Source organism: Planotetraspora sp. A-T 1434 (assembly GCF_025420585.1).
In the GTDB taxonomy this organism is placed as follows: domain Bacteria; phylum Actinomycetota; class Actinomycetes; order Streptosporangiales; family Streptosporangiaceae; genus JAOEGB01.
The window spans coordinates 277387-301159 of the sequence record NZ_JAOEGB010000003.1; the positions used below are offsets into that span (position 1 = coordinate 277387).

The 23773-nt window shown below is 70.2% G+C and carries 20 protein-coding genes; 8 read left to right on the forward strand and 12 right to left on the reverse strand.

Annotated features, from left to right (window positions below):
- Window positions 1-142: 142 nt before the first annotated feature.
- The 3 genes from N5079_RS06445 to N5079_RS06455 form a co-directional block, all read right to left on the reverse strand.
- Entirely contained in the window at window positions 143-1603 is a 1461-nt protein-coding gene (locus tag N5079_RS06445; protein ID WP_261582575.1) for a VWA domain-containing protein, read from the reverse strand.
- Window positions 1600-3864: a serine/threonine-protein kinase gene (locus N5079_RS06450; protein WP_261582576.1), complete on the reverse strand. Its 2265-nt coding sequence runs from the start codon at window positions 3862-3864 to the stop codon at window positions 1600-1602. Before N5079_RS06450 ends, N5079_RS06445 begins: the two co-directional genes overlap by 4 nt.
- 102 nt (window positions 3865-3966) lie before the next feature.
- The gene (locus N5079_RS06455; RefSeq protein ID WP_261582578.1) at window positions 3967-5628 is read right to left on the reverse strand and encodes a serine protease; all 1662 of its coding nucleotides are present in this window, start codon (window positions 5626-5628) and stop codon (window positions 3967-3969) included.
- A gap of 364 nt (window positions 5629-5992) precedes the next feature.
- Here N5079_RS06455 and N5079_RS06460 point away from each other — a divergent pair, with 364 nt between their 5' ends.
- From N5079_RS06460 to N5079_RS06475, 4 genes are read left to right on the forward strand one after another with little or no spacing between them, the layout of a single operon-like run.
- Window positions 5993-6970, forward strand: a complete 978-nt coding sequence (locus N5079_RS06460) for a sulfate ABC transporter substrate-binding protein (protein WP_261582580.1) — start codon at window positions 5993-5995, stop codon at window positions 6968-6970.
- Window positions 6967-8274: a hypothetical protein gene (locus tag N5079_RS06465; protein ID WP_261582581.1), complete on the forward strand. Its 1308-nt coding sequence runs from the start codon at window positions 6967-6969 to the stop codon at window positions 8272-8274. The genes N5079_RS06460 and N5079_RS06465 overlap by 4 nt, the downstream gene beginning before the upstream one ends.
- Complete coding sequence (locus N5079_RS06470; protein WP_261582582.1) at window positions 8271-9326, forward strand: transporter substrate-binding domain-containing protein; 1056 nt, start codon at window positions 8271-8273, stop codon at window positions 9324-9326. The genes N5079_RS06465 and N5079_RS06470 overlap by 4 nt, the downstream gene beginning before the upstream one ends.
- A 25-nt stretch (window positions 9327-9351) precedes the next feature.
- Window positions 9352-9741: a CU044_2847 family protein gene (locus N5079_RS06475; RefSeq protein ID WP_261582584.1), complete on the forward strand. Its 390-nt coding sequence runs from the start codon at window positions 9352-9354 to the stop codon at window positions 9739-9741.
- Between the two features lie 95 nt (window positions 9742-9836).
- Here the strand turns inward: N5079_RS06475 and N5079_RS06480 are convergent, their stop codons facing one another.
- Complete coding sequence (locus N5079_RS06480; RefSeq protein ID WP_261582585.1) at window positions 9837-10598, reverse strand: SDR family NAD(P)-dependent oxidoreductase; 762 nt, start codon at window positions 10596-10598, stop codon at window positions 9837-9839.
- Window positions 10595-11551 carry an SDR family NAD(P)-dependent oxidoreductase gene (locus tag N5079_RS06485; RefSeq protein ID WP_261582586.1) on the reverse strand — a complete coding sequence of 319 codons (957 nt, stop codon included), beginning with the start codon at window positions 11549-11551 and terminating at the stop codon, window positions 10595-10597. Before N5079_RS06485 ends, N5079_RS06480 begins: the two co-directional genes overlap by 4 nt.
- A 115-nt stretch (window positions 11552-11666) precedes the next feature.
- On the opposite strand from N5079_RS06485, the gene N5079_RS06490 reads away from it, so the two are divergent.
- Window positions 11667-12230 carry a TetR/AcrR family transcriptional regulator gene (locus N5079_RS06490; RefSeq protein WP_261582587.1) on the forward strand — a complete coding sequence of 188 codons (564 nt, stop codon included), beginning with the start codon at window positions 11667-11669 and terminating at the stop codon, window positions 12228-12230.
- A gap of 27 nt (window positions 12231-12257) precedes the next feature.
- Here the strand turns inward: N5079_RS06490 and N5079_RS06495 are convergent, their stop codons facing one another.
- Window positions 12258-13595 carry an AAA family ATPase gene (locus tag N5079_RS06495; protein WP_261582588.1) on the reverse strand — a complete coding sequence of 446 codons (1338 nt, stop codon included), beginning with the start codon at window positions 13593-13595 and terminating at the stop codon, window positions 12258-12260.
- A gap of 236 nt (window positions 13596-13831) precedes the next feature.
- Between N5079_RS06495 and N5079_RS06500 the strand changes: the two genes are divergently transcribed.
- Complete coding sequence (locus N5079_RS06500) at window positions 13832-14683, forward strand: alpha/beta fold hydrolase (protein ID WP_261582589.1); 852 nt, start codon at window positions 13832-13834, stop codon at window positions 14681-14683.
- A 54-nt stretch (window positions 14684-14737) separates the two neighbouring features.
- Here the strand turns inward: N5079_RS06500 and N5079_RS06505 are convergent, their stop codons facing one another.
- The 4 genes from N5079_RS06505 to N5079_RS06520 all read right to left on the reverse strand — a co-directional run bounded on the left by N5079_RS06505 (window position 14738) and on the right by N5079_RS06520 (window position 20561).
- Window positions 14738-15376, reverse strand: a complete 639-nt coding sequence (locus tag N5079_RS06505; RefSeq protein ID WP_261582590.1) for a maleylpyruvate isomerase N-terminal domain-containing protein — start codon at window positions 15374-15376, stop codon at window positions 14738-14740.
- Window positions 15373-17769: a polysaccharide lyase 8 family protein gene (locus tag N5079_RS06510; protein WP_261582591.1), complete on the reverse strand. Its 2397-nt coding sequence runs from the start codon at window positions 17767-17769 to the stop codon at window positions 15373-15375. The genes N5079_RS06505 and N5079_RS06510 overlap by 4 nt, the downstream gene beginning before the upstream one ends.
- Before the next feature lie 90 nt (window positions 17770-17859).
- On the reverse strand, window positions 17860-20091 hold the full coding sequence (katG, locus tag N5079_RS06515; protein ID WP_261582592.1) for a catalase/peroxidase HPI: 2232 nt from the start codon (window positions 20089-20091) through the stop codon (window positions 17860-17862).
- Window positions 20092-20123: 32 nt separating this feature from the next.
- Window positions 20124-20561 (reverse strand): Fur family transcriptional regulator, encoded by a 438-nt coding sequence (locus tag N5079_RS06520; RefSeq protein WP_261582593.1) that lies wholly within the window; start codon window positions 20559-20561, stop codon window positions 20124-20126.
- A gap of 589 nt (window positions 20562-21150) precedes the next feature.
- On the opposite strand from N5079_RS06520, the gene N5079_RS06525 reads away from it, so the two are divergent.
- Both N5079_RS06525 and N5079_RS06530 read left to right on the forward strand, forming a co-directional pair.
- Window positions 21151-21393: a hypothetical protein gene (locus N5079_RS06525; protein WP_261582595.1), complete on the forward strand. Its 243-nt coding sequence runs from the start codon at window positions 21151-21153 to the stop codon at window positions 21391-21393.
- 275 nt (window positions 21394-21668) lie between these two features.
- Window positions 21669-22439, forward strand: a complete 771-nt coding sequence (locus N5079_RS06530; RefSeq protein WP_261582597.1) for a S1 family peptidase — start codon at window positions 21669-21671, stop codon at window positions 22437-22439.
- A 41-nt stretch (window positions 22440-22480) separates the two neighbouring features.
- On the opposite strand, the gene N5079_RS06535 is transcribed toward N5079_RS06530, so the two are convergent.
- A complete protein-coding gene (locus N5079_RS06535) occupies window positions 22481-23506 on the reverse strand; it encodes a carbohydrate kinase family protein (protein ID WP_261582598.1) in 1026 nt (341 codons plus the stop codon).
- A gap of 17 nt (window positions 23507-23523) precedes the next feature.
- A complete protein-coding gene (locus N5079_RS06540) occupies window positions 23524-23772 on the reverse strand; it encodes a PLP-dependent transferase (RefSeq protein WP_261582599.1) in 249 nt (82 codons plus the stop codon).
- Window position 23773: the final 1 nt, after the last annotated feature.

Consider the following 23773-nt stretch of genomic DNA (forward strand, 5'->3'; position numbering starts at 1 on the left):
CACACCCCGCTCCGAGCCGATGGCACCAAGACACCACATTGCACGCGAAACCGCGATTAAGCAAGATGGCAGTTACTTAACCCTGAATCTGGATTTAGGCCATACAATTTCATCGGCCGGCTCATGGCTCACCGGTCCAAAATCAGCCCTGAGCCGGCGGCCGGCGGCCGCATTGGGTGCAGAAAAGGGCGGTCGCAGGGGAGATCCGGCCGCATCCACAGGTCCAGGGAGGCGCGGTGTCCTCCCCCGGGGGCGAGAGAGGCGGGGGCGGGGGGTCGGTGTCGCCCGGGTAGCGGGATGTGTGGGTCACGGCGACCTTGACGACCTGGACGTCGTATCTGCTGATGCCGGGTCTCAGGCTGACCTCGCCGGCGTCGATGTCGACGATCTCCACGAACCGTTGTAGCTGGTCGAGGACCTTCTGGTCACCGGTTTCAGCGGCCAGCTTGACGGCGCGGCCCCAGGCCGCCTTGGCGGCGGTCTCGTCGCCCTGGCCGTAGGCGTGGAGGCCGGCGTCCACGGCCTGGCTCAGGTCGACGTACGCCGTGTAGTGGGTGGAACGGGGATCCACCCAGGTGGGGACGTCCGGATCGTCGGTCCAATGGACGAGCACGCTACCGGGGTCCGCCCGCGTCTCCTCGCCCACCACCAGATCGATCCGGGCGACCAGCAGGTCCTCGAAATGCGGCGCATCCACGCTGCTCACCTCGAACCCCACCTGATACTCCCTGACCTCGTCGCCCCACGGGCCGGTGGAGACCTCCGTGACCCGGTCGCTGACCGCGACCGCGTGCTCGGTGAGGTCCACCATGGTGGGATGCACCTGCATGACGAAGCGAAGCTTCGCCGGCGGCGTGGTCTTGACGCGGATCCGCATGTCCGCGGTCACCTTCCGCAGGGCTGCCCGCGTCATCGCCCGGAACTCGGCTTCCAGGTCGGAGTCGTCCAGCACGGCGTCCGCCGCCCCCCGCAGAACCGAGGTGATCCGCAGTAACTGATCGGCGTCCCAGCCCTCGCCGATGCCCCGGGCGTCGCAGGCGAACTGCCCTTCGCACCGTTTGAGCGCCTGATCAAGCGCGCCCGAGGACTCCATGTTCTGGCCGTCCGTCAGCAGAATCACGTGCCTGATCTCGGAGGGGTGCGCCGCGAACAGGTCGAGGGCCTGGGTGAGCCAGGTCCCGATGTGCGTGCCGCCGCCGTCGACCAGGCGGGCCACCGCGTCCTTGGCCTGGGCTCTGGTCTCCGGCGTGGCGACGGCCATCCGAGGCTCGTACGGATAGACCACCCGGGCCTCGTGGGTGCCCTCCACGACGGCGAACAGCACCCCGTCGGGCAGGACGTCGATGGCGGCGGCGGTCGCGCGTCTCGCGTCGGCGATCTTCGGACGCGAACCTCTGGCACCCCCACCGGCATGCGCGGGCTCGCCCATCGACCCGGAGCAGTCGATGACGAGGACCTCGGCCCATCGGGCCGCGGGAGTCTCGGCCGGGCCGGTCCCGGAGCCCTCGGCCGACACCTCCAGCGAGGCGTGCAGTTCCGTCCTCGCCGTGAACAGGTGCTTGCCCTGCCGGACGTCGAGATGAAACGCGAGCCCGCCCCTCATACCCAGCTCCACGGCCGCACGAAGTTGGCGAGATCCACCAGGGCGCCTTTGTCGGCGGCTCTGTCCGCCTGCTTGGCGAGGCGCATGAACGACTCCTCCAGCTTTCTGCGTAACTCGTTCTCCAGGGCGGGACCGTCATCGGACGGGGGGATCCGCTCCAGGGTCTGCTCCAGCACCGCCGCCGTCAGCCTGTCCCGCGCTTTGCCTCCCGGCTCTCCCCCGTCGAGAACCAGGGCGGGCAGCCTGCGCCGCGCCTCGGTGAGCTGCTCCCAGGTCGCCAGGCCGTCGGACATCGGCTCGGAGCAGATCCGGACCGCGGCCACCCGAGCCGCGTCATAGTGGCGCGACACCCGTGGCACCTCGTCCAGCACGGCGACCGCGCCCGCCCTGTCGCCGTCGCGCAGGCGCAGCCTGGCCAGGCCGAAGGCGGCGTTCGCGTGCGAGCGGTCGCGCCGCCACACGGCCTGGTAGTAGAGCTCGGCCCGCTCCGGCTGATCCAGCCGCTCCGCGCAGTACCCGAGGGCCAGCTTCGGCGCTATCTCGCCGGGGATCGCCGCGTAGACCACGTCGAACTGCTTGTGCGCCTGCCGTACCTCGTCGCGCGCGAGCGCGAGCAGCCCTCGGTGCCAGGCCGTACGCCAGTTGAAGCGGGCCTTGCGACCCAGAGCCGCCTCGGCGCGGGCGGCGCACTCCTCCGCGCCGTCGAGGTCGGCGAGTTCGAGGTGCGCCCGGCAGCGCAGGAACTCGACCTCGGCCGACTCCGGCCGGACGCCGGACAACCGGTCGAGGAGGCCGCGCGGATCGGGCGCGCTCACCGTGGCCAGCAGGTCCGCGGCCGGGTCGGCCGGATCGACGTACGGCACGGGCAGGCCGACGGCGACGGACGCCGCCGCGGGCCGCTGATCGACCAGTGCCCCGGGGGCGGTCGTCGGTCCGCCCCACGGATGGTCGTCGGGCAGCGCCTCGGCGGATCGAGATCGGCCCACGGTCCAGCGCTCCAGGGAGGGCACCGTGCTGAGGCCGCCGTCGAGCAGCGTCGCGGTCGGCGCGAACAGCGTGGACGGCTCGGCGTGCTCCCGTCTCTTCCGCAGCGCGAGCAACTCCCGTAGAACGCCCGTCACCTGCTCGGCCATCCGCGCGGCGGAGGCGAACCTGCGGTTCCAGTCCGTGTCTGTCGCCCGCTTGACCAGCCGGGTGAATGATTCGATCGCCAGCCCGGCCGCATCGGGACCGCCGGCTCCGCCTGGCCTCCAGTCGTCGCTCGCCCGGAACAGCTCCTCCAGCATCTTGCCGACGGTGAAGACGTCCGACTGGACGGACAGGCCGCGCCCCGCGATCTCGTCTCGGCTGACCTGGTACCGAGGCGTGCCGACGACCGGGGAGTCCCGGTCGTCGAACCTCCGTACCCCGCCCATGTCGACGATCTTTATGCGGTTGGCGGTCCTGATGACGTTGTCCGGCTTCATATCGCAATACAGGAGTTCGCGGCCGTGCAGGTACTCCAGTGCGAGGAGGATCTCGTACCCGTAGGCGAGGACGTGTTCGAGCGGGAGCGGCTCCCTCCCGTCGCCCGTACGGCGAGCGTCGTGCAGGATCTCGCGCAGGGAGCGGCCGTTCAGGTACTCCATGACGATGTAGCCGCGCCGGTCTCCGGCCTCGGTGTCGTCGTGCGTGACGAAGTTGTAGATCCGGACGATGTTGGGATGGTCCAAGGAGGACAGGAAGCGGCGTTCGGCGATGCCGAGGTTGACCGCGACCGGGTCGTTGGGCTCGATCAGCCCCTTGAGCGCGACGTGGTTGTCGTCCAGGTGCGTGTCCTTCGCCACGTATACCCACCCGAGCCCGCCGTGGGCGATGGGTCCCACCACCTCGTACTGGTCGCCCACGACCTCGCCGTTCGCGAGCCGGGGGGTGAAGTTGAAGGCCGTGCCGCACTTGGGGCAGAAACCCTTGAGCAGAGCCGGCTGGTCGGCGTACCGCGTGCTGATCGTGGTGCCGCAGTCGTGCTTGCGGCACTTCCGGGCGAAGCTGAGCGACTGGGGGTCGGTGATGATCCGGCTGGACGGGTCCTCGCCGGGCGTGACCGGCAGCGACACCAGCCCGTCGACCGCCTGCAGCACGCTGTTGGCGGACCTCGGCTGGGAGCCGGTGACCGGCGTGTCGATCGAGATCGGCTCCGGGAGCGCGCGGCGGCCGCACGTGTCGCAGAAGCCCGTGTCGTCGATGGCACCCGGGCAGTTCGGGCGGGCGCAGGGTGTCATGGGACCGGCCTCCAGGAGAGGGCGCCGTCACGGGAAGGGACGCTGGAGCGGGAAAGGACGCTGGAGCGGGAAAGGACGCGCATGCGGAAGCGGGCGCCCATGTCATCGGCTCCGCAGCGCGCGCAGGTAGTCGTCCACCGACTGGGTCGCCATCGGCAGATCGCATGGCCCCCGGAACAGCAGCTCGTGTGCCCGCCGGTACAGCGTGGCCAGGCCGATCTCCCGCTCCGAGCGCTGGCCGCCCGACTCCGATCGATAGGCGTGAAGCAGGCCGCGAAGCCGGTTGCGCCGCTCCAGCAGCTCGTCCAGGCGCAGCCGGGTCTCGGCCGCCTTCCGTGCCAGGTCCTCCACCTCCGCCTCGCAGGCCGCCACCTCGTGCAGGACGGGTTCGCCCCGGCCGGCCGCGGCCCGCACGGCGCCTACGCGCAACCGGAGGGCGACCGCGCCCCTGGGCACGTCGGGCACGGGCGTGACGCGGGCGGCGACGTACCGGTGACGTTCCCGGGCCGCGCGCTCCTCGGCGGCGACCTCGGCGACGCGCGCCGACAGCGCCTCCAGGCGGCGGCGGACGGACGCGTGGCCCAGCACCTGGCGGATCTTCTCCGACTCCTGGCGGAGCCCCACGAGAATGCGGTGGTCGTGCTCGGCGAGAGGCCTGAGCACCTCGTCCGCCAGGGCGTCGGGGTCGGCCGCCGCGTCCACACCGTCGATCACCAGCGCCGCCCGCCGCCGCTGCCCAGGGGCGGCCGGCTCGCCGGGCGCGATGCCGAGGCCGGCGGCGATGCGCTTGGACACCTCCTCGACCGTCTTGCCGGAGACGTCCAGCGCGAGGTCGATGCTGCCCGGGGCCGGAACGGTGTCGTCCGGGCCGAGCTCCACCGCCGGGCCGGCGGCCGAGGGGCGGAGCTCCCGGTTTGACAGCACGACGGCGCGGGCCAGCGCCGCCGACACCGTCGACCCCGCGCCGCCGGTGACGATGACCATCACCTCGCCGGGCGCTCCACGCTGGAAGAAGTCGGCGATCCGCCTGGCCATGGCGGGGTCCTTGTGCAAGGGGTCGTGGGGCCGCGCGTCGTAGCGCTCGGGGAAGGAGGGATCCACGGCGGGGTCTCCGGTCACGAACTCGGCGACCTGCGGGAGATACCCCACGATGGTGTCGACCGGGATCATCCACGAGTGCCCGCCCGGATCGCGGGGCCACTCGCCCACCACGATCCCCACGACGTCATGGGTGGCGGCGTCGGCCACCGCGGAGCCGCTGAAGCCCCGGCGCACCCGCCTGTCGGGCAGCTCGGCGTCCATTTGGATCCATTCGCCGCCGGGGCCGCTCCGGCCGCTGAGCCGCGCCGTCACCCACAGGCCGTTGTCGACGCCCGTGGGGAAGCCGCGCGTGTAGACCTGGCGATTCCAGGGCGGCAGCCGTCGCAGCGTGGCACCCCGTCCGCCGGGAGCGGGCTCCCGCAACTCCAGCAGGGCGAGGTCGCCGCGCTCGTCGGCGCGCGGCGGCACCCAGCAGCCCTCGGCCACTCTGGCCCGTCCCGGCGGGACGTCTGAACGGCCGACGAAGTCGACATCGACCTCGCCCTCGGGTACGGCGTCGGCCCAGTCAGGGGCGCCGGTGTCCGAGGGAGGTTCGGTGACCACATGGGCGCAGGTGAGCACGTGGCGCGACCCGACGAGGACGCCCGCGCCGAGGATCTTGTCCGCACGTCTTATTCGCACCCACCATGGTTCGTCACCCTGTCGAGCCTGGCCGGTTTCCACATTTTGAAAGGGTACGCATCGGCGAGGATGCCGTGAAGGTCCATGGATAGTCGAGTTCGCTGCGCTCCGTCGTGCTTAATGCCCATAAGAGGCGAGTCCAGCTGATACAGCCATCATTTCCCTGGGTACGGACGCTTCCATTTCCCTGAACTTCATCGGTCCAGGCGTACCCGTAGAAATTTGCCAGTCGATGGTGGAATATACGGCTATCGCCGTACAAGTGGCTGTTCGATCGGGATAATCGTAATGTCCGACGGGCATACGGAACGACAGTGTCGTGACGGGAAGGCAGGGGTCGTTGTGCGCAGTTTTCCTACCAAACCAGACGCTTGAGTAGGAAACTGCCGTGAGCTGGAGACTTCGCATGATCGCACGCGGTCTGGCGCTGTCTCTCGTCGCGCTGGCACCGGCGTCCTGTGGGCAGGATGGATCTCCGCACGGCAATGGCCGGGTCACGCTCTCACTGGTGGCCTACTCCACTCCAAAGGCGGCGTACCAAAAGATCATCGACGAATTCGCGCGCACTCCCGAGGGCAGGAATATCCGGTTCGAGCAGTCCTACGGCGCGTCCGGCGACCAGAGCCGGGCCGTCGAGGCCGGCGCGAAAGCCGACGTTGTGGCATTCTCCCTTGAGCCGGACATCACCCGACTGGTCGAGGCCAGGCTGGTCGCCGGGAATTGGCACTCGGATCAGTACGGCGGAATGGTGACCGATTCGGTCGTCGTCATCGCGACGCGCGAAGGCAATCCCAAGGGTCTGAAGACCTGGCGCGACCTTCTCGCCGAGGGCGTCGAGGTGATCACTCCGAACCCGTTCGTCTCCGGCAGCGCGCGGTGGAACATCCTCGCCGGCTACGGCGCCGAGTCCGGCAGGGGCGCGCGCCGCGCTGACGGCATCGCCTACCTCCGAGCCCTGTTCTCGCACGTCCCGGTGCAGGACTCCAGCGCCCGAGGCTCGCTCCAGACCTTCAACTCGGGCATGGGCGACGCCCTCCTGGCCTACGAGAACGAGGTCTTCTCCGCCCGGCAGGGCCGCAGGCCGCTCGATTACGTCGTGCCCGACGCCACGATTCTGATCGAGAACCCTGTCGCCGTGACCACCACCAGCGAGCATCCCGATGAGGCCAAGGCGTTCGTGAGGTTTCTGCGAACCCCGGCGGCGCAGCGGATCTTCGCGGAGAACGGCTACCGTCCGGTTCTGCCCGAGCTCGCGGACCCCAAGAGGTTCCCCGTCCCCTCGAAGCTGTTCACCGTCAAGGACCTGGGCGGCTGGCCGAAGATCAACAAGGAGTTCTTCGATCCGGAGACCGGCGTGATAGCCGGCATCGAGGGACAGCAGTGAGCACACCGGCCTCCGACGTCGGCGAGGCGACGCGCCTCGGCCCCGCCCGAAACCGCCGCCCGCGCGCCACCACCCGCAACCGGCTCGCCGCGTGGGCGGCCCTGCTGCTGGTGCTGTTCGTGGCGACCAGCGGTACGGGCCTGCTCGCCGACCGCGCCGTGCGTGCGGCGGGCCAGGAGATGGCGACCAGCGCCGCCCAGATGAGCGACAACGCGCAGGCGATCTACCGTTCGCTGTCCGGAGCCGACACGGCCGCGACCGGGCGCTTCCTGGCCATGGCGAGCCCGCGCCAGCGCGACGAACTGGACCGCCGGTACGGCGAGGCGCTCAGCGTGGCGCGGCAGCGGCTGGCCGACTCGTCCGCGCTGACCGGCGGCGACCCCGAGCGCGCCGCCGGACTCGCCCGTATCTCCCGGCAGTTGCCCGTCTACACCGGCCTGGTCGACCACGCCCAGGACCTGACCCGTTACGCGCGTACCGATCCCAAGCGGGCGCTGCTCGGCGCGGCCTATCTCCGGGAGGCGACGGCGTACCTCCGCGGGACCCTTCTGCCTGCCGCCCTGGACCTGTGGAAGGAGGAGATCGCACGGCTGGGCGAGGCCCGGAACGGCGCGCGGGTCGCCATCGGTTCCCTCACCGCGCTGCTGGTCCTCACGCTCGGCGCCCTCTGGGGGATCCAGCGTTATCTGTGGCGGCGCACCCGCCGGGTGTTCAACCGTGGCCTCGCGCTCGCCACGCTGGTGATGCTCGGCACCCTCGGCTGGCTGGTCTGGTCGCTGAGCGCCTCGCCGTACGCGGATGTACGCCTCGGCGCGGTCGGCGAGAGGCTCCGCGCGCAGCAGGATCTGGTCGGGGTGGAGCGCGCGGCCCTCGAAGCCAGAGCCGACGACTACCTTCGCCTCGGGGGCGACAGCACCGCGGTCGGCTCGAACGAACTGCGCAGCCGCTTCCGGGGCAACGCCGGGTGCGACCATCCGGAGCGGCCTCTCTCCGGCGCCCTGACGCGCCGGATCACGATCTGGTGCGCGACTTACGACCAGGAGATCCACGAGAAGGAACGCGGAGGACGGCACGAGGAGGCCGTGGTCGCCGCGCTGCCGGACGGGAAGGTGGCCGTGGCGTACGAGCAGTTCGACGCGGATCTGACCAGGGCGATCGAGAACGGCAAGGCCGCCATCCTCGACCTGGCCGAGGACATCCCGGTCGCACCGGAGGGGCTGGGCTCGGGGACCGTGCTGTTGTGTCTCGCGGCCGCCCTCTGCGCCGGCCGCGGCATCTGGATCAGGATCAAGGACTACCTGTGAGGAGACCGTCGCCGCCGCCTCTCCGGTCCGCCGCGGGCCGTGCCGTCGCCGTGATGGTGACCGCCGTGTCGCTCGCCGGATGCGCCTTCGGCTACAGCGGCCCGCCACCCGTGGCCTCGCCGGCGCCAAGCGGCGTCCGGACGGCGACGGCGCCGCCGTCCACCAAGCCCTCCGCCGCCTGTGAGCCGCGAAACAGCCTCGCCCCGGATTCGGCGCCGCCCAGGAGCATCACCCGCAAGGGTGAGCAGATCCGGGCCGGTGTGGACCAGACACTCACGCGGATGTCCTACCGCGACCCCGCGACCGGGGAGTACCGGGGCTTCGACATCGACATCCTGTACGAGATCGCCAAGGAGATGTTCCCCGGGCGGAATCCACGCGACGTGCTCGTCTTCGTCGCGATCACCTCGGAGGAGCGTCAGGAGAGGCTGCGTGACGGCACCGTCGACATCGTCGCCGACTCGATGACCGCCACCTGTGACCGCGCCGAGGAGGTGGCCTTCTCGACCGACTACCTCGATTCCGGGCAGACCGTGCTGGTGCGCGGCGACTCGGGCTACCGGGGTCTCAAGGACCTCGCCGGGAAGCCCGTCTGCGCGGCGACCGGCACCACTTCCCTGGAAATCCTGCGGAACCGGCCGGAGAAGCCGGTCCCGGTGGGTGTGCCGAACTGGACCGACTGCCTTGTCATGTTGCAGCAGCGCCAGGTCGAGGCCGTCTCCACCGACCACAACATCCTGCTCGGCCTCCAGGACCTGGACCCGTCCACCCGCTTCCTGGAGGCCCCGCCGCCGCGTTCGCCGGGCGACACGTCATGCCGGTGGTACGACGGGCCGGCGGCCACGTGCACGTGGTTCAGCAACGAGCCCCACGCGATCGCGTTTCGCAAGGATGACGCTGACTTCGTCAGGTTCGTCAACCACGTCCTCCAGAAGATCAGGGCGAATGGTCGCTGGCGCGCCATCCACGACCGGTGGTTGCTGGACCATCCCGACAAGGGGCCGCCGCCGGCCGCGTACGGCCCGAACCCGACCTGGCCGCCTGGCCGATGATCCCCGAGCGGATGGAGCGGAGAACGTGACTGAACTGGTGCGATTCGAGACGACCCGTGGCGGCCACGTCGTCGTCGAGGTTAACGATGACGAGGTGGGAGTCGAGGTGGGAGTACAGCGCGTCAGCCGGTCCGACGGCCTCGTAGAGGTGCGCAAGCGGTTCGAGGATGTGCTGGGCGGCGTCCGGGACGCCGCCGCCGGCGCGCTGGAGGTGTTTCGCGACGGGCGGCTCCGGCCGGACCAGATCGAGATCGAGATGGGAGTACGGCTGAACGCCGAAGTGGGCGCCGTGATCGCGAAGACGGCGTCCGAGGGCCACCTGGCCGTAAAGCTGACCTGGCTGGCCAAGAGCGGGCAGCAGGAGACTGCGGAGGAGGGCTCGGTAGAGGTGGCGTCCACATCTGGGGATCACTGAGCAACGAGCAGCCGAAAAGCGCGCGCTGGGCGTCGAGGTCGGCCACGGAGAGGTTGACGTGGTCGACCCTGAACGTCGTCATGCCACGTCCCTCCTCACCGGGTCGTGTAGCCGCCGTCGACCGGCAGCGCGACCCCGGTGACGTAGCTGGAGCGGTCCGAGCAGAGCCACACCACCGCGTCGGCGATCTCGTCCGGCTGGGCGATCCGGCCGATCGGGTGGGCCGCGATCCGGGCCGCCATCAACTCGGGGCTGCGGCCCGTGGCGATCAGTGGGGTCTCCACGAGTCCCGGAGCGACGGCGTTCACGCGGACTCCGTCGGCGGCGTAGTCGAGTGCGGCGGCCTTGGTCAGGCCGACCGCGCCGTGCTTCGCGGCGACGTACCCCGCGACACCGGGCACGCCGACAAGGCCGGCGCCGGAGCCCACGTTGACGATTGAGCCGAAGCCCTGGTCCCGCATCTGCCGCAGCTCGTACTTCATCGACAGGAACAGGCCGCGCAGGTCGATGTCGACGAGCCGGTCGAACTTCTCGGTGGGGTAGTCCGCGAGCGGCTTGAGGTCGTCACCGCCGCTGTCGCCCGCGCTGTTCACCCCGAAGTCCAGCCGGCCGGTGTCGCCGACCGCCGCCTCGACCGCCGCCCGGACCGACTCCTCGTCGGTCACGTCGGCTACGAACAGCCGGGCCTTGCCGCCGGCCGCCTCGATCTCGTCAACGGTCTCCCGGAGCGTGGCCTCGGTGCGGCCCGTGACGGTGACGAGACAGCCCTGCGCCGCCAGCGCCAGCGCGGTCGCCCGGCCGATCCCGGTGCCGCCGCCGGTGATCAGCGCCGTGCGACCCTCGAACTCCTGGGTCATCGAGTCACCCCGGCCTTAATGATCATGTCGACGGATGCCTGCCACAGCCGGGCGGCGCGGCCCGGGTCGACCGCGTAGGAGGCGACGCCGCGGCGGACGGGGGGCTGGTACGGCCCCGCCTCGTTGCAGTCTTCGAAGTAGCGGCCGGTGACGCCCTCGACCAGGGGGGAGGCGGCCAGCAGCACCGAAGTGGCCGCGCCCTGCTCGACGGTCTTCCAGGACACGTCCGTGCTCTTGGGGTCGAAGGACGTCGGCGCGGCGGAGATGTCGCCGATGTAGCGGGACAGGTTGGTGGCGGTGATCCGGCCGGGGTTGAGCGCGTTCGCCGTGATCCGGTCGGGAGCCCACCGCTTGGCGGCTTCGACGGCGAACAGGACGTTCGCGGTCTTGGACTGGCCGTAGGCGAGCCACGGGTCGTAGGGGCGGTGTTCGAAGTGGATGTCGTCGAAGTCGACGTCGCCGTTCACGTGCCCGACCGAGCTGACCGACACGACGCGGGCGTTCCCGGCCGCGGCGAGCGCGTCGTGCAGGCCGGTGGCGAGGGCGAAGTGGCCGAGGTGGTTGGTCGCGAACTGCAGTTCCCAGCCCTCGGTGGTGCGGGTCTCGGGCGGGGCCATGACGCCGGCGTTGTTCACCAGGATGTGCAGCGGTCCGGTCCACGCGGCGACGAACGCGGCGACCGATGCCTGGTCGGTGAGGTCGAGCCGGGCGACCTGCACGTTCTTGTTGCCGGTGCCGGCGATGATGTCCTCGGCGGTGCGGCCGCCGGCCGCGGTGTCGCGAACGGCCAATGTCACCTCGGCGCCCGCGCCGGCGAGGGCGCGGGCGGTCTCGACCCCGATTCCGGATGCGCCGCCCGTGACAACGGCTCGTTTGCCGTCGAGGTTCACTCCGTCGACCACCTCCGCGGCGGTCGACTGGGCCCCGAACGGCGTGGTGACCAAGTTGCTCATAATCATCCTCCCGGATGTGTAATAGTCTGCTAACCGGAGTCGGCTCCGGTAGTGTCAACTTAACCGGAGTCGGCTCCGGTTGGCAAGTCGCGGGACGGAACCCGAGGAGGAAACGGTGTCATCCCAGCAGGTCAGGCCGTTGCGCGCCGACGCTCAGCAGAACTACGAGCGGCTGCTGGCGGTGGCCGCGCGAGCGTTCACACGCGAGGGGGCGGGAGCGTCGCTCAAGACCATCGCCCAGGAAGCGGGAGTCGGCATCGGCACGCTCTACCGCAGGTTCCCGACCCGTGAAACCCTCGTGGAAGCGGTGTACCGCAACGAGGTCGCGCGGTTGTGCACCGCGGCGCCGGCCCTGGTGGCGGAGTCGCCCCCGGTGGACGCGCTTCGCACCTGGATGGAACAGTTCATCGACTTCATGGCCGCCAAGCACGGCATGGCTGACGCACTGCGGGCCGTCCTCGTCTCCGAGGACGAGCGCATGCACACCCGCGGCCTGCTTCGTGACGCGCTCGCGACCCTGCTGGACGCCGGCGTCGCCGACGGCGTGATCCGGCCGGGCCTCGACCCCTACGACCTGCTCATGGGCCTTGGCGGGATCACTCTCATCGCCGAAGGACCCGGCCAGCGCGACCTCGCGCTGCGACTCGTGGATCTACTCATCAACGGTGTCCGGCTCTGACGGCGCCGGGGCGTGAAAATCATCCCCTCATGCTCCGGTGTACAGCCGGTTCAGGTCGACGAGCTCGACGTCGGGGCGGTTGCCGGCAAGGCGAGTGAGATCGCTCGAGAAGCCGGAGCGGGCGAACAGGAGAAGCTTGGGGAGTGGGCCGACCTTGGAGCTCGGCAGGAGGCCGCGGAGGTGCTCCAGTCGTTCGAGCTCAGAAGTGTCGACGGGAGCAGCGGTGCTCTTGGCCTCGCCGATCGCGATGATGCGGTCAGCGGCGAAGGAGGTCGTCTCCGTGACGACCACATCGAGTTCGTGGCCTCGACGGTGTTCGCGGCACGGCAGTTCCGTCGGGCGTACAGCCGTGGCGGTGCCGCCCAGCGTGTCGGGCGCCGCGTGCTCGAAACACCACTTCCGTGCGAGGTCCTCGAAGTGCGCGCCGTAGATCTGCGAGGCGACGGTGTCCGCATTGGCTCCCCAGACACGGTCGGCACGGCCCGCGACCAGTTCGGCCTCGTGGCGTTGAATGAGCAACTGGTGCAGGCGTACGACGGGTTCGGCGATACGGAAAACGCTGCGCTTACCGCGGATGGCGTCGTCGATCTGTTCGATCAGGCCGATGTCCTGCAGCCCGGACAGCAGATGCGCCAGTGCGCTGCTGGGACGCCCGAGTATCGCCGCTATCTCCGAACGCCGGTGGTTGCCGGCACTGATCGCGCTCAGCGTGGCCGAGTATGAGGTCGGATCGGTGATGGCGGGCTCTTCCCGGAGCAGCAGGGCGCCTTCACGGAACATCGCGGAGGCCGGGTTCAGCAGACGCCGCTGAACCCAGCGGTCGAATTCGGCCATTTCGGCGGGTCCCGATCCGCCGCTCATCTCCAGATAGGCAGGGGTCCCACCAAGCAGAGCGTGCAGCCGAAACGCCAGCTCCGGGTTGTGATCCACGCCCCAGAAGGCAGCGGCCTCACGGAACTTGAACGGGCGCACGATCAACTCCATGGCCGCCCGCCCACGCAGGGGCGCACCGCCGGCGAGTAGCTGCGCCATCGTGGTCAAGGCGCTGCCGCAGAGGATCACCCGGGTTTGGGTGTGCTGCTTGGCATACCCGAGCGGGCTGAGCGCCTGCTGAAGGTAGGAGGGCAGCGCGGGCGTGGCCGAGACGAGGTAGGGAAACTCGTCAATGATGAGGGGAGTGGCCTGGTCCTCCCCGAGCCGGAGCATTTCGTCGATCGCTTCGCGCCACGTACGGAAGGCGATGGGCTGGCGCAGGCCGCGATGGGCGGCATAGGCCGCTCCGAGGTCGGCGAGATTCTGCGCCTCGGTCTGCTGGGTCGCGCCGAAAAGGAACCCGCCGGTCTGCTGGGCCAGCAGTTCGAGCATGAGGGTTTTGCCTTGACGACGGCGACCGTAAACCAATCCGAGAGTCGCTCCCCCCGAGGGGGACGCCACGAAGTCAGCGAGATTTTCCCATTCGGTGTCTCGGCCGAACAAACGCTCCGGTTTCCGCAGCAAATGACAGCCCCCCAGGCCCCGAGCGGGCCAATATAGTCGCGCCGCCTATGATAGCTGCAACTATAATAGCTGTTCCCATAGTCCAGCCCGAGAGATCACCCGTCATGACCGAGCAGCTGGTACGCGCCAACGGCGTGAATCTATGTGTCGAGACCTTCGGCAGCCCGCGAGCGCCCGCCATCCTGCTCATCTCCGGCGCCGCCGCGTCCATGGACTGGTGGGACGCCGAGTTCTGCCGGCGCCTGGCCGCCGGTGGCCGGTTCGTCATCCGGTACGACCACCGTGACACCGGCCGCTCGGTCGGCTGTCCGCCAGGCGCGCCCGGCTACAGCGGTCTCGACCTGGCCGGTGACGCCGTCGCCCTGATCGACCTCCTCGCCGCGGGCCGCGCCCACGTGGTAGGCCTGTCAATGGGAGGTGGCATCGGCCAGTACGTCGCGATCAATCATCCCGGCCGGGTCGCTACGTTGACGCTGATGTCGACCAGTTCCGGCCCTGCCGATGATCTTCCTGCGATGGCGGACCGGCTCAAGGCCGCGTTCGCCGATCCTGTGCCCGACCCGGACTGGGCAGACCCTGACGCAGTCGTCGATTATCTGGTCGAGAGCCAGCGACCGTTCGCCGGACCGGACTCCTTCGACGAAGCGGACGTGCGCGCGACAGCCCGTCGGGTCGTCGAACGCACCGTGAGTCTGGAGTCCAGCCAGAAGAACCACTGGCTCATCGACGGCGGAGCCGACATCCGGCCCCGGCTCGGTGAGATCGCGGCGCCGACGTTGGTCATCCACGGCACCGAGGACCCGTTCTTCCCGCCCGGACACGCGCACGCCCTCAAGCGTGAGATCCCCGGCGCCGAACTGCTCCTGCTGGATGGCATCGGCCACCAACCACCGCCGCGGCCGACCTGGAACCACGTCGTGCCCGCCGTCCTGCGGCACACCTTGCCCGATAGGTAATCGACGCCGTAGATCGTGAGTGCCCGGGTGAGCTGGCCGGCGCCCGGCGGCGGCTCAGAAGGCGGCGATGGTGTCCGGGGCGCGTTCGGCGCGGCTGAGGGCCCGCAGGACGGCGGTCGGGCCGTGGCGGCGCACGGCGAGGCGGGACAGCAGGTCGATCACCGTGTCGACGGCGCCCTGCGGAAGGGCCGGGGTCGCGATGTCCACGCTGACCGCGAGGTCGTCCGAGTGGACCGCCAGCTCCATCACCCGGGTGATCAGCAGGTCGTCGAGGGTCAACGACCACGGCCCCCACAGCGGGATGCGTACCGGCCGGTCCGCCGCCGAGACCAGGCCGTCCGTCAGATCCTCGATGGTGGAGTCGACCCGTGCCGCCAACGCCGCGGGGCCCTCCGCCGCGAGCTCTTCGCCCCCGTCCCGGATGCGGACATTGGCCTCGTCGTCGATGGCGGCGCCGACCCACCGCACTTGGCCGTAGTGCTCGAGGAGGGTGATGGTCTGTTCCTTGGGCACCGGCTCGGCCAGCGCCTCCTGGACGGCCAGGACCTGGTAGGCCAGGTGACCGGCGAGGCCGCCCACGCTGAACTCGGGCAACGCGCTCGGCCGGCTCCAGGCGGCGGCGACCGCCGGTTCGCGCAGCAGGTTCGCCGCCGAGCGAGCCGCGATGAGGAAATCATCCTTGATATCGGTCATCCCCGCATTCTCCTCCTTGCCTGGTAAGCCTCCCCTGACGCTTGCGCTCGGAGCCGTACGGTGACCGTCTTCGAGCCGCCGCCCTGGTCGGCCAGCCGTCCGAAGGTGAGCGTGAGCTTCGGGCCGGTCGAGGCGCTCGTCAGGAGCGGATGCCCGTGGAGGACCTCGGCCACCGGCCGATCCCAGGTCACCGTCAGCTCCTCCAGGTCCCGGCGCGGATCCGACACGGTGAGCGTGGCCGTACCGTCTCCGCTCTCCCGGACGAGGACCGCGCATGGGGCGGAGGCGGCCAGGCCGCCGGCGGCTCCGTCGTTCCAGAAGTTGACCGCGGTGATCCCGAGCGACGCGACCTGGACACCCTGCCGACGAGCGGTGTTGACCAGCACGCGCGCCCAGCCGGGGTCGGCGGCGCGGGCCCGGGTCTCCGCCAGGCCGGCGCCCGGCATGAGGAGATAGGCATAACCGGCCGCACGAGGGTCCACCCCGTGGTCGAGCCAGAGCGTCACGTAGCTCCGGGTCGCCCCGCCCGGGCCGCCGGCGCGGTCCTCCCGCAGGGTCCGCGGACGGCCACCGCCCTCGGGGAAGACGTAGCCGCCGTGGCCTTCGAGGTGGGCCCAGCCCTCCCTCTCCTCCACGGTGAGGATCGCGCCGGTTCTGCGGTTGTCCACGATGGTCTCGACCGGCACGCCGTCCTCACTGGTGATCCCGGCGCCGAGGCAGACCACGGCGTCGTCGAGGAAGAGCCACGACTTGAAGGCCTCCATCGTGCTTTCCAGGCCGTTGAGGTGCTGGCCGACCGTCGCGTACATGCCGTCGGTGGCGCCGCCGACCCACCGGCCCGGCGGGCAGGTGTCGCCCCACGCCTCGCCCACGCCGTCGGGCAGCCGCCGGGTGGAGACGGTCGTGCCCGGCAGGCGGTAGGGGTCGACGGTGGGCCAGAACGAGTCGGAGTACTGGTCGCCGTGGCCCTCGGCCCACCAGTAGAGCATTCCCGAGCCGGTGTGCCAGCCGCGCAGGTTCTCGCCGCTCCCGTGCTCGTAGTGGCCGATCCGGTCGGAGGCCATGCTGAGGCCCGCGCACCAGCCCGGCCTGCGATGGACGGCGCGAGCGCTCATCGCCAGCAGCCGGTGCCCGGCGGGCTCCTCCAGAGCCGGGACCGTGTCGTCGTCGAGGATCGCGGACAACCGCGCGTGGAACCCGAGATCACTGCTCTCGGCCGCCTTCAGCATGGGCGTGCAGACGTCCCGCAGCGCCCATCCCTTCACCATGCCCTGCCACCGGGCCCGCTCCGCGGCGGGAGCCCCGTCCCCCGGCAGCCCCTCCCCCAGCAGTCCCTCGCCCAGCAGTCCCTCGCCCAGCAGCAGGATCGCGGAGGCGATCGCGTGCCCCCGCTTGTGATCTCCGTACGGCTCCCGCCCGACCGCGCGACCGCTGAAGAGGTCCATGCAGAGGCCGTCATGGACGACCGGCGCGAATGACCGCTCGACCATGTCGAAGACGTTCCGCCTGTTCGGGTCTGTGATCTCCCACGGCGAGCCGCGCAACACCGCGAACAGGATCGCGAGCCCCGACAGCAGCGACGCTCCGTACGTGCCCTGATAGGGGATCGTCGTGTGCTGGACGAACGAGCCGTCCCGATAGAAGCCGTCGCCCTCGTCGACGTAGGGGAAGACCGGGGAGAGGGCCGCGGCGGCCAGCGCGGCCTTCTCGGGGTCGGACCCGACGATGGCGCGCATCAGCATGACCATGCACAGGTCCACGCGGTTGGCCGCGGTGCTGGTGCCGCTGTAGTCGTCCAGAAGGCTTTCCGGGACGAAGTGGTCCACGGCGTCGCGCAGTGCCCCGCTCTGCCGCTCGGTCAGGTGCGGGCCGATGAGCAGGGCCGCGTCGAGGAGCTTTTTGGGGGTGCCGATCTGCCAGTTCCACCAGTTGCCGACCTGGTCGGCGTCCGCGGCGTACACCCTTTCCCGGTAGTGGTCGATGCCGGCGGCGACGGCCGCGCCCAGGCTCGCGTCACCGGTCAGGCCCGTCCCCGGCAACGCGTACGCGCGGGCCATGGTCTGCAGCCGGGCCGGGGTGGCGACGAGCGAGGGGAACGCCAGGCCGGGCCAGAGGGACGCGCCGACCGGCGTCATGGACTCCCGGTATCCGGCCGCCGTCCTCCCCAGCTTCACCAGCCGAGTCCGGTACGGCTCGGCCGCCGGGTCGAACCCCGACCCGGCCGTCACGTCCCGCCAGCGGCGGCGCAGCAGGGCGAAGGCGCCGTCCGGGATGTGTCGCGCCGGGATCAGGGCTCCGCTGGAGCGGCACGCGGCGGGGGCCAGCACTCCAAGCGCTCCGGCCGCGGCGACGAGGCCCAGCTGAAGAAATGATCGCCTGGAGGGTCGATTCACGCATCGATTATCCACAGCCCCGCCGTACGTGAAATTTCAGCACAAAATGAAGTCCAGGTCGGCCGACGAGGGCCGACCTGGACGTCATGATCAGACGAGGTCGAACCGGTCGAGGTTCATGACCTTGTCCCACGCCGCGACGAAGTCGTTCACGAACTTCTCCTTGGCGTCATCGCTCGCGTAGACCTCCGCGAGCGCGCGCAGCTCGGAGTTCGACCCGAAGACGAGGTCGGCACGGCTGCCGGTCCACTTGACCTCGCTCGTGGCGGCGTCGCGACCCTCGAACGTGTTCGCGTCCTCGGACGTCGCCTTCCACGTCGTGCCCAGGTCGAGCAGGTTGACGAAGAAGTCGTTGGTCAGAGACCCGGGGGTCGTGGTGAAGACGCCGAGCGGCGACTGCTGGTAGTTCGCGCCCAGGACGCGGAGGCCACCGACGAGGACCGTCATCTCGGGGGCACTCAGGGTCAGCAGGTTCGCCCGGTCGATCAGCAGGTACTCGGCCGGCAGCCGGTTGCCCTTTCCGAGGTAGTTGCGGAACCCGTCGGCGGCCGGCTCGAGCGCGGCGAACGACTCCACGTCGGTCTGCTCCTGCGACGCGTCCACGCGGCCCGGCGTGAAGGGGACCTCGACGTCGAATCCGGCGTCCTTGGCGGCCTGCTCGACGGCAGCACCACCGGCGAGCACGATCAGGTCGGCGAGCGAGACCTGCTTGCCGCCGGTCTGGGCGGCGTTGAATGCCTCCTGGATTCCCTCCAGAGTGCGCAGCACCGTCGCCAGCTGGTCGGGGTCGTTGACCTCCCACCCGCTCTGCGGCTCGAGGCGGATGCGCGCACCGTTGGCGCCGCCGCGCTTGTCGCTGCCGCGGAAGGACGAGGCCGACGCCCACGCGGTGGAGACGAGCTGGGACACCGACAGGCCCGAGGCGAGGATCCGGCCCTTGAGGGAGGCGATGTCCGCGGCGTCGATGAGCTCGTGCGTCACCGCGGGGAGGGGATCCTGCCACAGCAGCGTCTCGGCCGGGACCTCCGGGCCGAGGTAGCGCACGACCGGGCCCATGTCGCGGTGGGTCAGCTTGAACCACGCCCGGGCGAACGCGTCCGCGAACTCGTCGGGGTTCTCCAGGAAGCGCCGCGAGATCTGCTCGTAGACCGGGTCGATGCGGAGCGCGAGGTCGGTCGTCAGCATCGTCGGGGCGTGGCTCTTCGACGGGTCATGGGCGTCGGGAACGGTCTCCGCCCCGGCACCGCCCTTCGGCTTCCACTGGTGCGCGCCGGCGGGGCTCTTGCTCAGCTCCCACTCGTAGCCGAAAAGGATCTCGAAGAAGCTGTTGTCCCACGTCACCGGGGTGGTCGTCCACGCACCCTCGAGACCGCTGGTGATCGTGTCGGCGCCCTTGCCGGTGCCGTAGGTGTTCTTCCAGCCGAAGCCCTGGTCTTCGATCGGGGCAGCCTCGGGGTCGGGGCCGACGTGGTCCGCCGGGCCCGCACCGTGGGTCTTGCCGAAGGTGTGACCGCCCGCGATCAGGGCGACCGTCTCCTCGTCGTTCATCGCCATCCGGCGGAACGTCTCACGGATGTCGCGGGCCGCGGCGAGCGGGTCCGGGTTGCCGTTCGGGCCCTCCGGGTTGACGTAGATGAGGCCCATCTGGACCGCGGCGAGGGGGTTCTCGAGCTCCCGGTCGCCGGTGTAGCGCTCGTCGCCGAGCCAGGTGGACTCGGGACCCCAGTAGACGTCCTCGTCGGGCTCCCAGACGTCCGCACGACCGCCGCCGAAACCGAAGGTCTTGAAGCCCATCGACTCCAGGGCGACGTTGCCGGTGAGGATCATGAGGTCGGCCCACGAGAGCTTCTTGCCGTACTTCTTCTTGACCGGCCACAGCAGGCGGCGAGCCTTGTCGAGGTTCCCGTTGTCCGGCCAGCTGTTGAGGGGGGCGAAGCGCTGCTGGCCGGCCCCGGCACCGCCGCGGCCGTCGCTGATGCGGTAGGTGCCCGCGCTGTGCCACGCCATCCGGATCATGAACGGGCCGTAGTGGCCGTAGTCGGCCGGCCACCAGTCCTGCGACGTCGTCAGCACCTGCGCGATGTCCTGCTTCACGGCCGCAAGGTCAAGGGTCTTGAACGCCTCGGCGTAGTCGAACTCCTCGCCAAGGGGGTTGGCCACGGCGGGGTTCTTGGCGAGGACCTTCAGGTTGAGCCGCTCCGGCCACCACTGGCGGTTTCCACCGCCCTGAGTCGGGTGCGGGGCGCGCCCGTGCGCGACCGGGCAGCCACCTCCGTCCTCCGACTTCGCATCTGTGACGATCGCATCATGGTTCTCAGACATGGGAATCCTTCTGGACTAGGGGATCACGGTGTTCAGGAACGGCGCGCGGTGGAACAGCCGGGGCACAGGCCCCAGTAGATGACATCGGCCTCGTCGATCGAGAAGCCATGGTCGTCGGAAGCGGTCAGGCATGGCGCGTGGCCGACCGCGCAGTCGACGTCGGCGACGACACCGCACGACCGGCACACGACGTGGTGGTGGTTGTCCCCGACGCGGCCCTCGAACCGGGCCGGGCTGCCGGCCGGTTCGATGCGGCGCAGGAGTCCCGCCGCGGTGAGCGCGTGGAGTGCCTCATACACGGCTTGAAGGGAGACATGGCCCACGCGATCGCGCACCCCGGAGGCGATCGCCTCGACGTCGAGGTGGTCACCGTGCCGGACGGTCTCGAGCAGTGCGACGCGGGCGGCCGTCACCCGCAGGCCGGCACCGCGCAACTCCTCGGCGGTGGTCGGAGTCCTGGGTGCGATCATGGCGCAAACCTACCGCCATAAACGCGAACGATACAAGATAGTTAATTACCCAAGTTTAGTGCCGCGTTAGGCGAGGTTTGCCCCGTTGTGACGTGACGCCGGCTGTCGCCGAGCAGCTGGGCCGACCGCTTCCAGCCCCGCGCACTTCCACGCCAGTGTCCCCGCGCTCCCGTACGCGTGTGTCACCACGAGCGGATCGGTCCGTGTCCTGGGAACGGCGCAGCCCGCGCCCTCTCCGGCTCCCCTCCTTCGATGCCGGTCACGCCGGTATGCTGCCCGCCGTACTCGCCTCGGACGTCGATCCCTTCGCCGTACGAAGCCGGGAGGGCAACGTCCCATCATGTACAACGCTCACTGCCTGGAGACCCTGGCCCCTGGAAACAGGTGACGTATTGCCTGAGTACCGGTCTGGCAATCGCAGGGTCCGGGCCGCGGGCGTTATGGGAAACGCGTTCTCACGCGCTGGAATGGAATGCAGGTCACCGGGCCGATTGTGGGTCAATTCGACTAGACGCGGTCAGACGTGGACGTCGACCATGGAATTGTCATCGCAATCGCCCCGGTGCGAATGCGAGGAGAGGAGACGCCCATGTACGGCAAGCGCCTGACCCTGCCGCTCGGCGCAGCACTCCTAGCGGCCCTGACCTTCGGGCCCGCCCAAGCATCCGAAGCGTCAGCCGCGCCGAGCGCCCCGAAGACGGTGCTCAGCGCCTCGCAGGATGCGGGAACGAACGGCACGTCCCTCGCCAAGCCGCCTCCGGGGCCCGACCACCACAAGCGCCACCACCGGCACCACCACCACCACGGGCACCACCATCACCACATGCACTGAATGCCCATTGGCGGTGATGCGCCAAAATAGCCGGTGAAAGTGGCCGACAACATAATTAAAAACTGGACGAGGAACAAATGGCCGCGCATTGGCAACCACAATGCGCGGCCTTTCGCATGCTCTCGCATCGCGCAATAGAGCGCAGCGGCACCCGCGCATGCGTCACACCATCAGCCTCAACGGTCACAACAGCCGCTGTGCGCACCCCGAGGGCTACCGTAGATCTTTCTGCCTGTTTGTGTCATATGGACCCCATGGGCGGCTACAGTTCCTAAATGCGTTTTGTCCCCTTTGTCGTGATTGTGGCTGCCCTCGTGGTGGGTGTCGCCTCACCCTCATGGGCCATCACCAATGGATCCCCCGACGAGTCCGGTCATCCGGAGGTGGGAGCCCTCATCGCCGACAAGCAGAACGACGACGGCACGTGGTCGTACTGCACCGGCACCCTCATCTCGCCGACGGTGTTCCTCACCGCCGCCCACTGCGGCGCACGGCGGCAGAAGACCGCCCGGGTCTCGTTCGCCAGCCACTACGAGCCCGGAGCCCCCGTCTACACCGGCCGCTACGTGGCCGACCCGCTGTACACGGACGAGGCCGATGCCCATGACATGGCCGTCGTCATCTTCAGCACCGCGGTCTCGGGCATCAAGCCCGCCACCCTGCCCGTCGCGGGCATGCTCGACGGCCTCGAGGCCAACGGCACCCTGGAGACCACGCGGTTCACCCCCGTCGGGTACGGCTCGCTGGCCCCCACCAAGGGTGGGCGCGGAAACGAGTTCACCTACACCGACACCCGCAACCTGACATCGATCTCCTTCAAGACCCTCACCCGCAAATGGCTGGAGCTGAACCTGCACGAGGGCGACGGCGGGACCTGCTACGGCGACTCGGGCGGCCCCAACTTCCTGGGCGGCCCCACGTCACACCTGCTCGTGGCGACGACGATCAGCGGAGACGACGACGCCTGCAAGTCGACCAACTACGACTACCGCCTGGACACCGCCTCGGCCCGGGACTTCCTCGGCCGGTTCGTCACGCTTCCCTGACGCCGCTCCCTCGGCGCCGGTCAGCTCAGGCGGCGGCCGGGTCAGGCGGCGGCCGGGTCACCCATGAGTGTCGCGAGGGCGCGTGCAGCCGCGGCGGCGAGGTCCCGATCGGCGGACCAGCCGGACTCGAGGGCGCCCGCGACCTGGGCGCGCCGGGGCAGGGCGGTGCCCGCTCCCCGGCAGGTGGTCGCGAGGCCGCCGAGGGTGTTGGCCAGCACGAGAGCGGCCTGGTCATCCAGGCCGTGGACGAGGGCGTGGACGACCCCGGCCGCGAACGCGTCGCCCGCCCCCGTCGTGTCGACGGGCTTGACCGGGAGCGCGGCCATCTCGGTATAGGAGTCGCCGTGGCGCATGCGGCTGCCGAGGGCACCGCGCTTGACCACGACACGCCCGGGTCCGAGCCCGGCCAGGGCCTCGGTGGCCGCGTGGATGTCGTCGAGGCCGGTCAGAGCGCTCGCCTCGGCCTCCCCCACGACGAGCAGATCCAGTAGGGGCAGCAGGCGCCGGGTCTCCTCGCGGGCGCCCTCGGCCCCGGCCACCGGGACGTCGAGCGTGACCGGGACTCCGGCCGCGCGGGCCCGCTCGACCGCGGCCCACGCGGCCTCGCGCTGCGGTGACGCGAGCAGCACATATCCGGACAGGTGCAGGGCGGCCGCGCCCGCCAGGAAACCGGCGGAGACCTGGTCCGGAGCCAGCCGGGCGTTGGCCCCCCGGTAGGCGAACATGGTCCGCTCGCCGTCGGGGGTGACCACGACGATGTTGAGCTGGGTGGGTTCGGCCGGGTCGACGGACACGGACGAGAGGTCCACCCGCTCCTCGGTCAGCGCGTCCAGCGCCAGCCGCCCGAGGGAGTCCTGCCCGACCCGGCCGGCGAGCCGCGCCGAGTCTCCGAGCCTGGCGGCGACGACCGCGGTGTTGGTGACGGATCCGCCGAGGAGCATCTGCTGGCCGCTGGCCACCGCGTCCCCGCCCGGGCCGGGGTAGACCGGGATGTCGAGCAGCAGGTCGATGTTGATGTCTCCCAGCAGGGCCACAACCGGCGCCCCACCATCCCCGTTGCCGCGCACGTACCGCTCCTGATCGCTCAGCTCCGCGCCAGGGCCTGGTCGAAGTCGGCGATGATGTCGCGAGCCGACTCGATCCCGGCCGAGACGCGGATCATCCCATCCCGGATCTCCATCCTCTCCTTCTGCTCGGCGGGGACATCCAGGAAGGCCATCGTCGAGGGCGCCTGGGTGACGGTGCGGACCCCACCGAGGCTCGCGGCGAAGCTGCACAGCTCCAGCCTCTTGAGGATCTTGGCGGCGAGGGCCTCGTCGCCGACCGCCGCCATC

What these genes read in the sequence shown, in the direction of transcription:
- N5079_RS06445 (WP_261582575.1), bottom strand. Translation starts at nt 1,603, where the DNA reads ATGAGGGGCGGGCTCGCGTTTCATCTCGACGTCCGGCAGGGCAAGCAC.
- N5079_RS06450 (WP_261582576.1), bottom strand. Translation starts at nt 3,864, where the DNA reads ATGACACCCTGCGCCCGCCCGAACTGCCCGGGTGCCATCGACGACACG.
- N5079_RS06460 (WP_261582580.1), top strand. Translation starts at nt 5,993, where the DNA reads ATGATCGCACGCGGTCTGGCGCTGTCTCTCGTCGCGCTGGCACCGGCG.
- N5079_RS06480 (WP_261582585.1), bottom strand. Translation starts at nt 10,598, where the DNA reads ATGACCCAGGAGTTCGAGGGTCGCACGGCGCTGATCACCGGCGGCGGC.
- N5079_RS06485 (WP_261582586.1), bottom strand. Translation starts at nt 11,551, where the DNA reads ATGAGCAACTTGGTCACCACGCCGTTCGGGGCCCAGTCGACCGCCGCG.
- N5079_RS06495 (WP_261582588.1), bottom strand. Translation starts at nt 13,595, where the DNA reads ATGCTCGAACTGCTGGCCCAGCAGACCGGCGGGTTCCTTTTCGGCGCG.
- N5079_RS06500 (WP_261582589.1), top strand. Translation starts at nt 13,832, where the DNA reads ATGACCGAGCAGCTGGTACGCGCCAACGGCGTGAATCTATGTGTCGAG.
- N5079_RS06505 (WP_261582590.1), bottom strand. Translation starts at nt 15,376, where the DNA reads ATGACCGATATCAAGGATGATTTCCTCATCGCGGCTCGCTCGGCGGCG.
- katG (WP_261582592.1), bottom strand. Translation starts at nt 20,091, where the DNA reads ATGTCTGAGAACCATGATGCGATCGTCACAGATGCGAAGTCGGAGGAC.
- N5079_RS06520 (WP_261582593.1), bottom strand. Translation starts at nt 20,561, where the DNA reads ATGATCGCACCCAGGACTCCGACCACCGCCGAGGAGTTGCGCGGTGCC.
- N5079_RS06525 (WP_261582595.1), top strand. Translation starts at nt 21,151, where the DNA reads ATGTACGGCAAGCGCCTGACCCTGCCGCTCGGCGCAGCACTCCTAGCG.
- N5079_RS06530 (WP_261582597.1), top strand. Translation starts at nt 21,669, where the DNA reads ATGCGTTTTGTCCCCTTTGTCGTGATTGTGGCTGCCCTCGTGGTGGGT.
- N5079_RS06540 (WP_261582599.1), bottom strand. Translation starts at nt 23,772, where the DNA reads ATGGCGGCGGTCGGCGACGAGGCCCTCGCCGCCAAGATCCTCAAGAGG.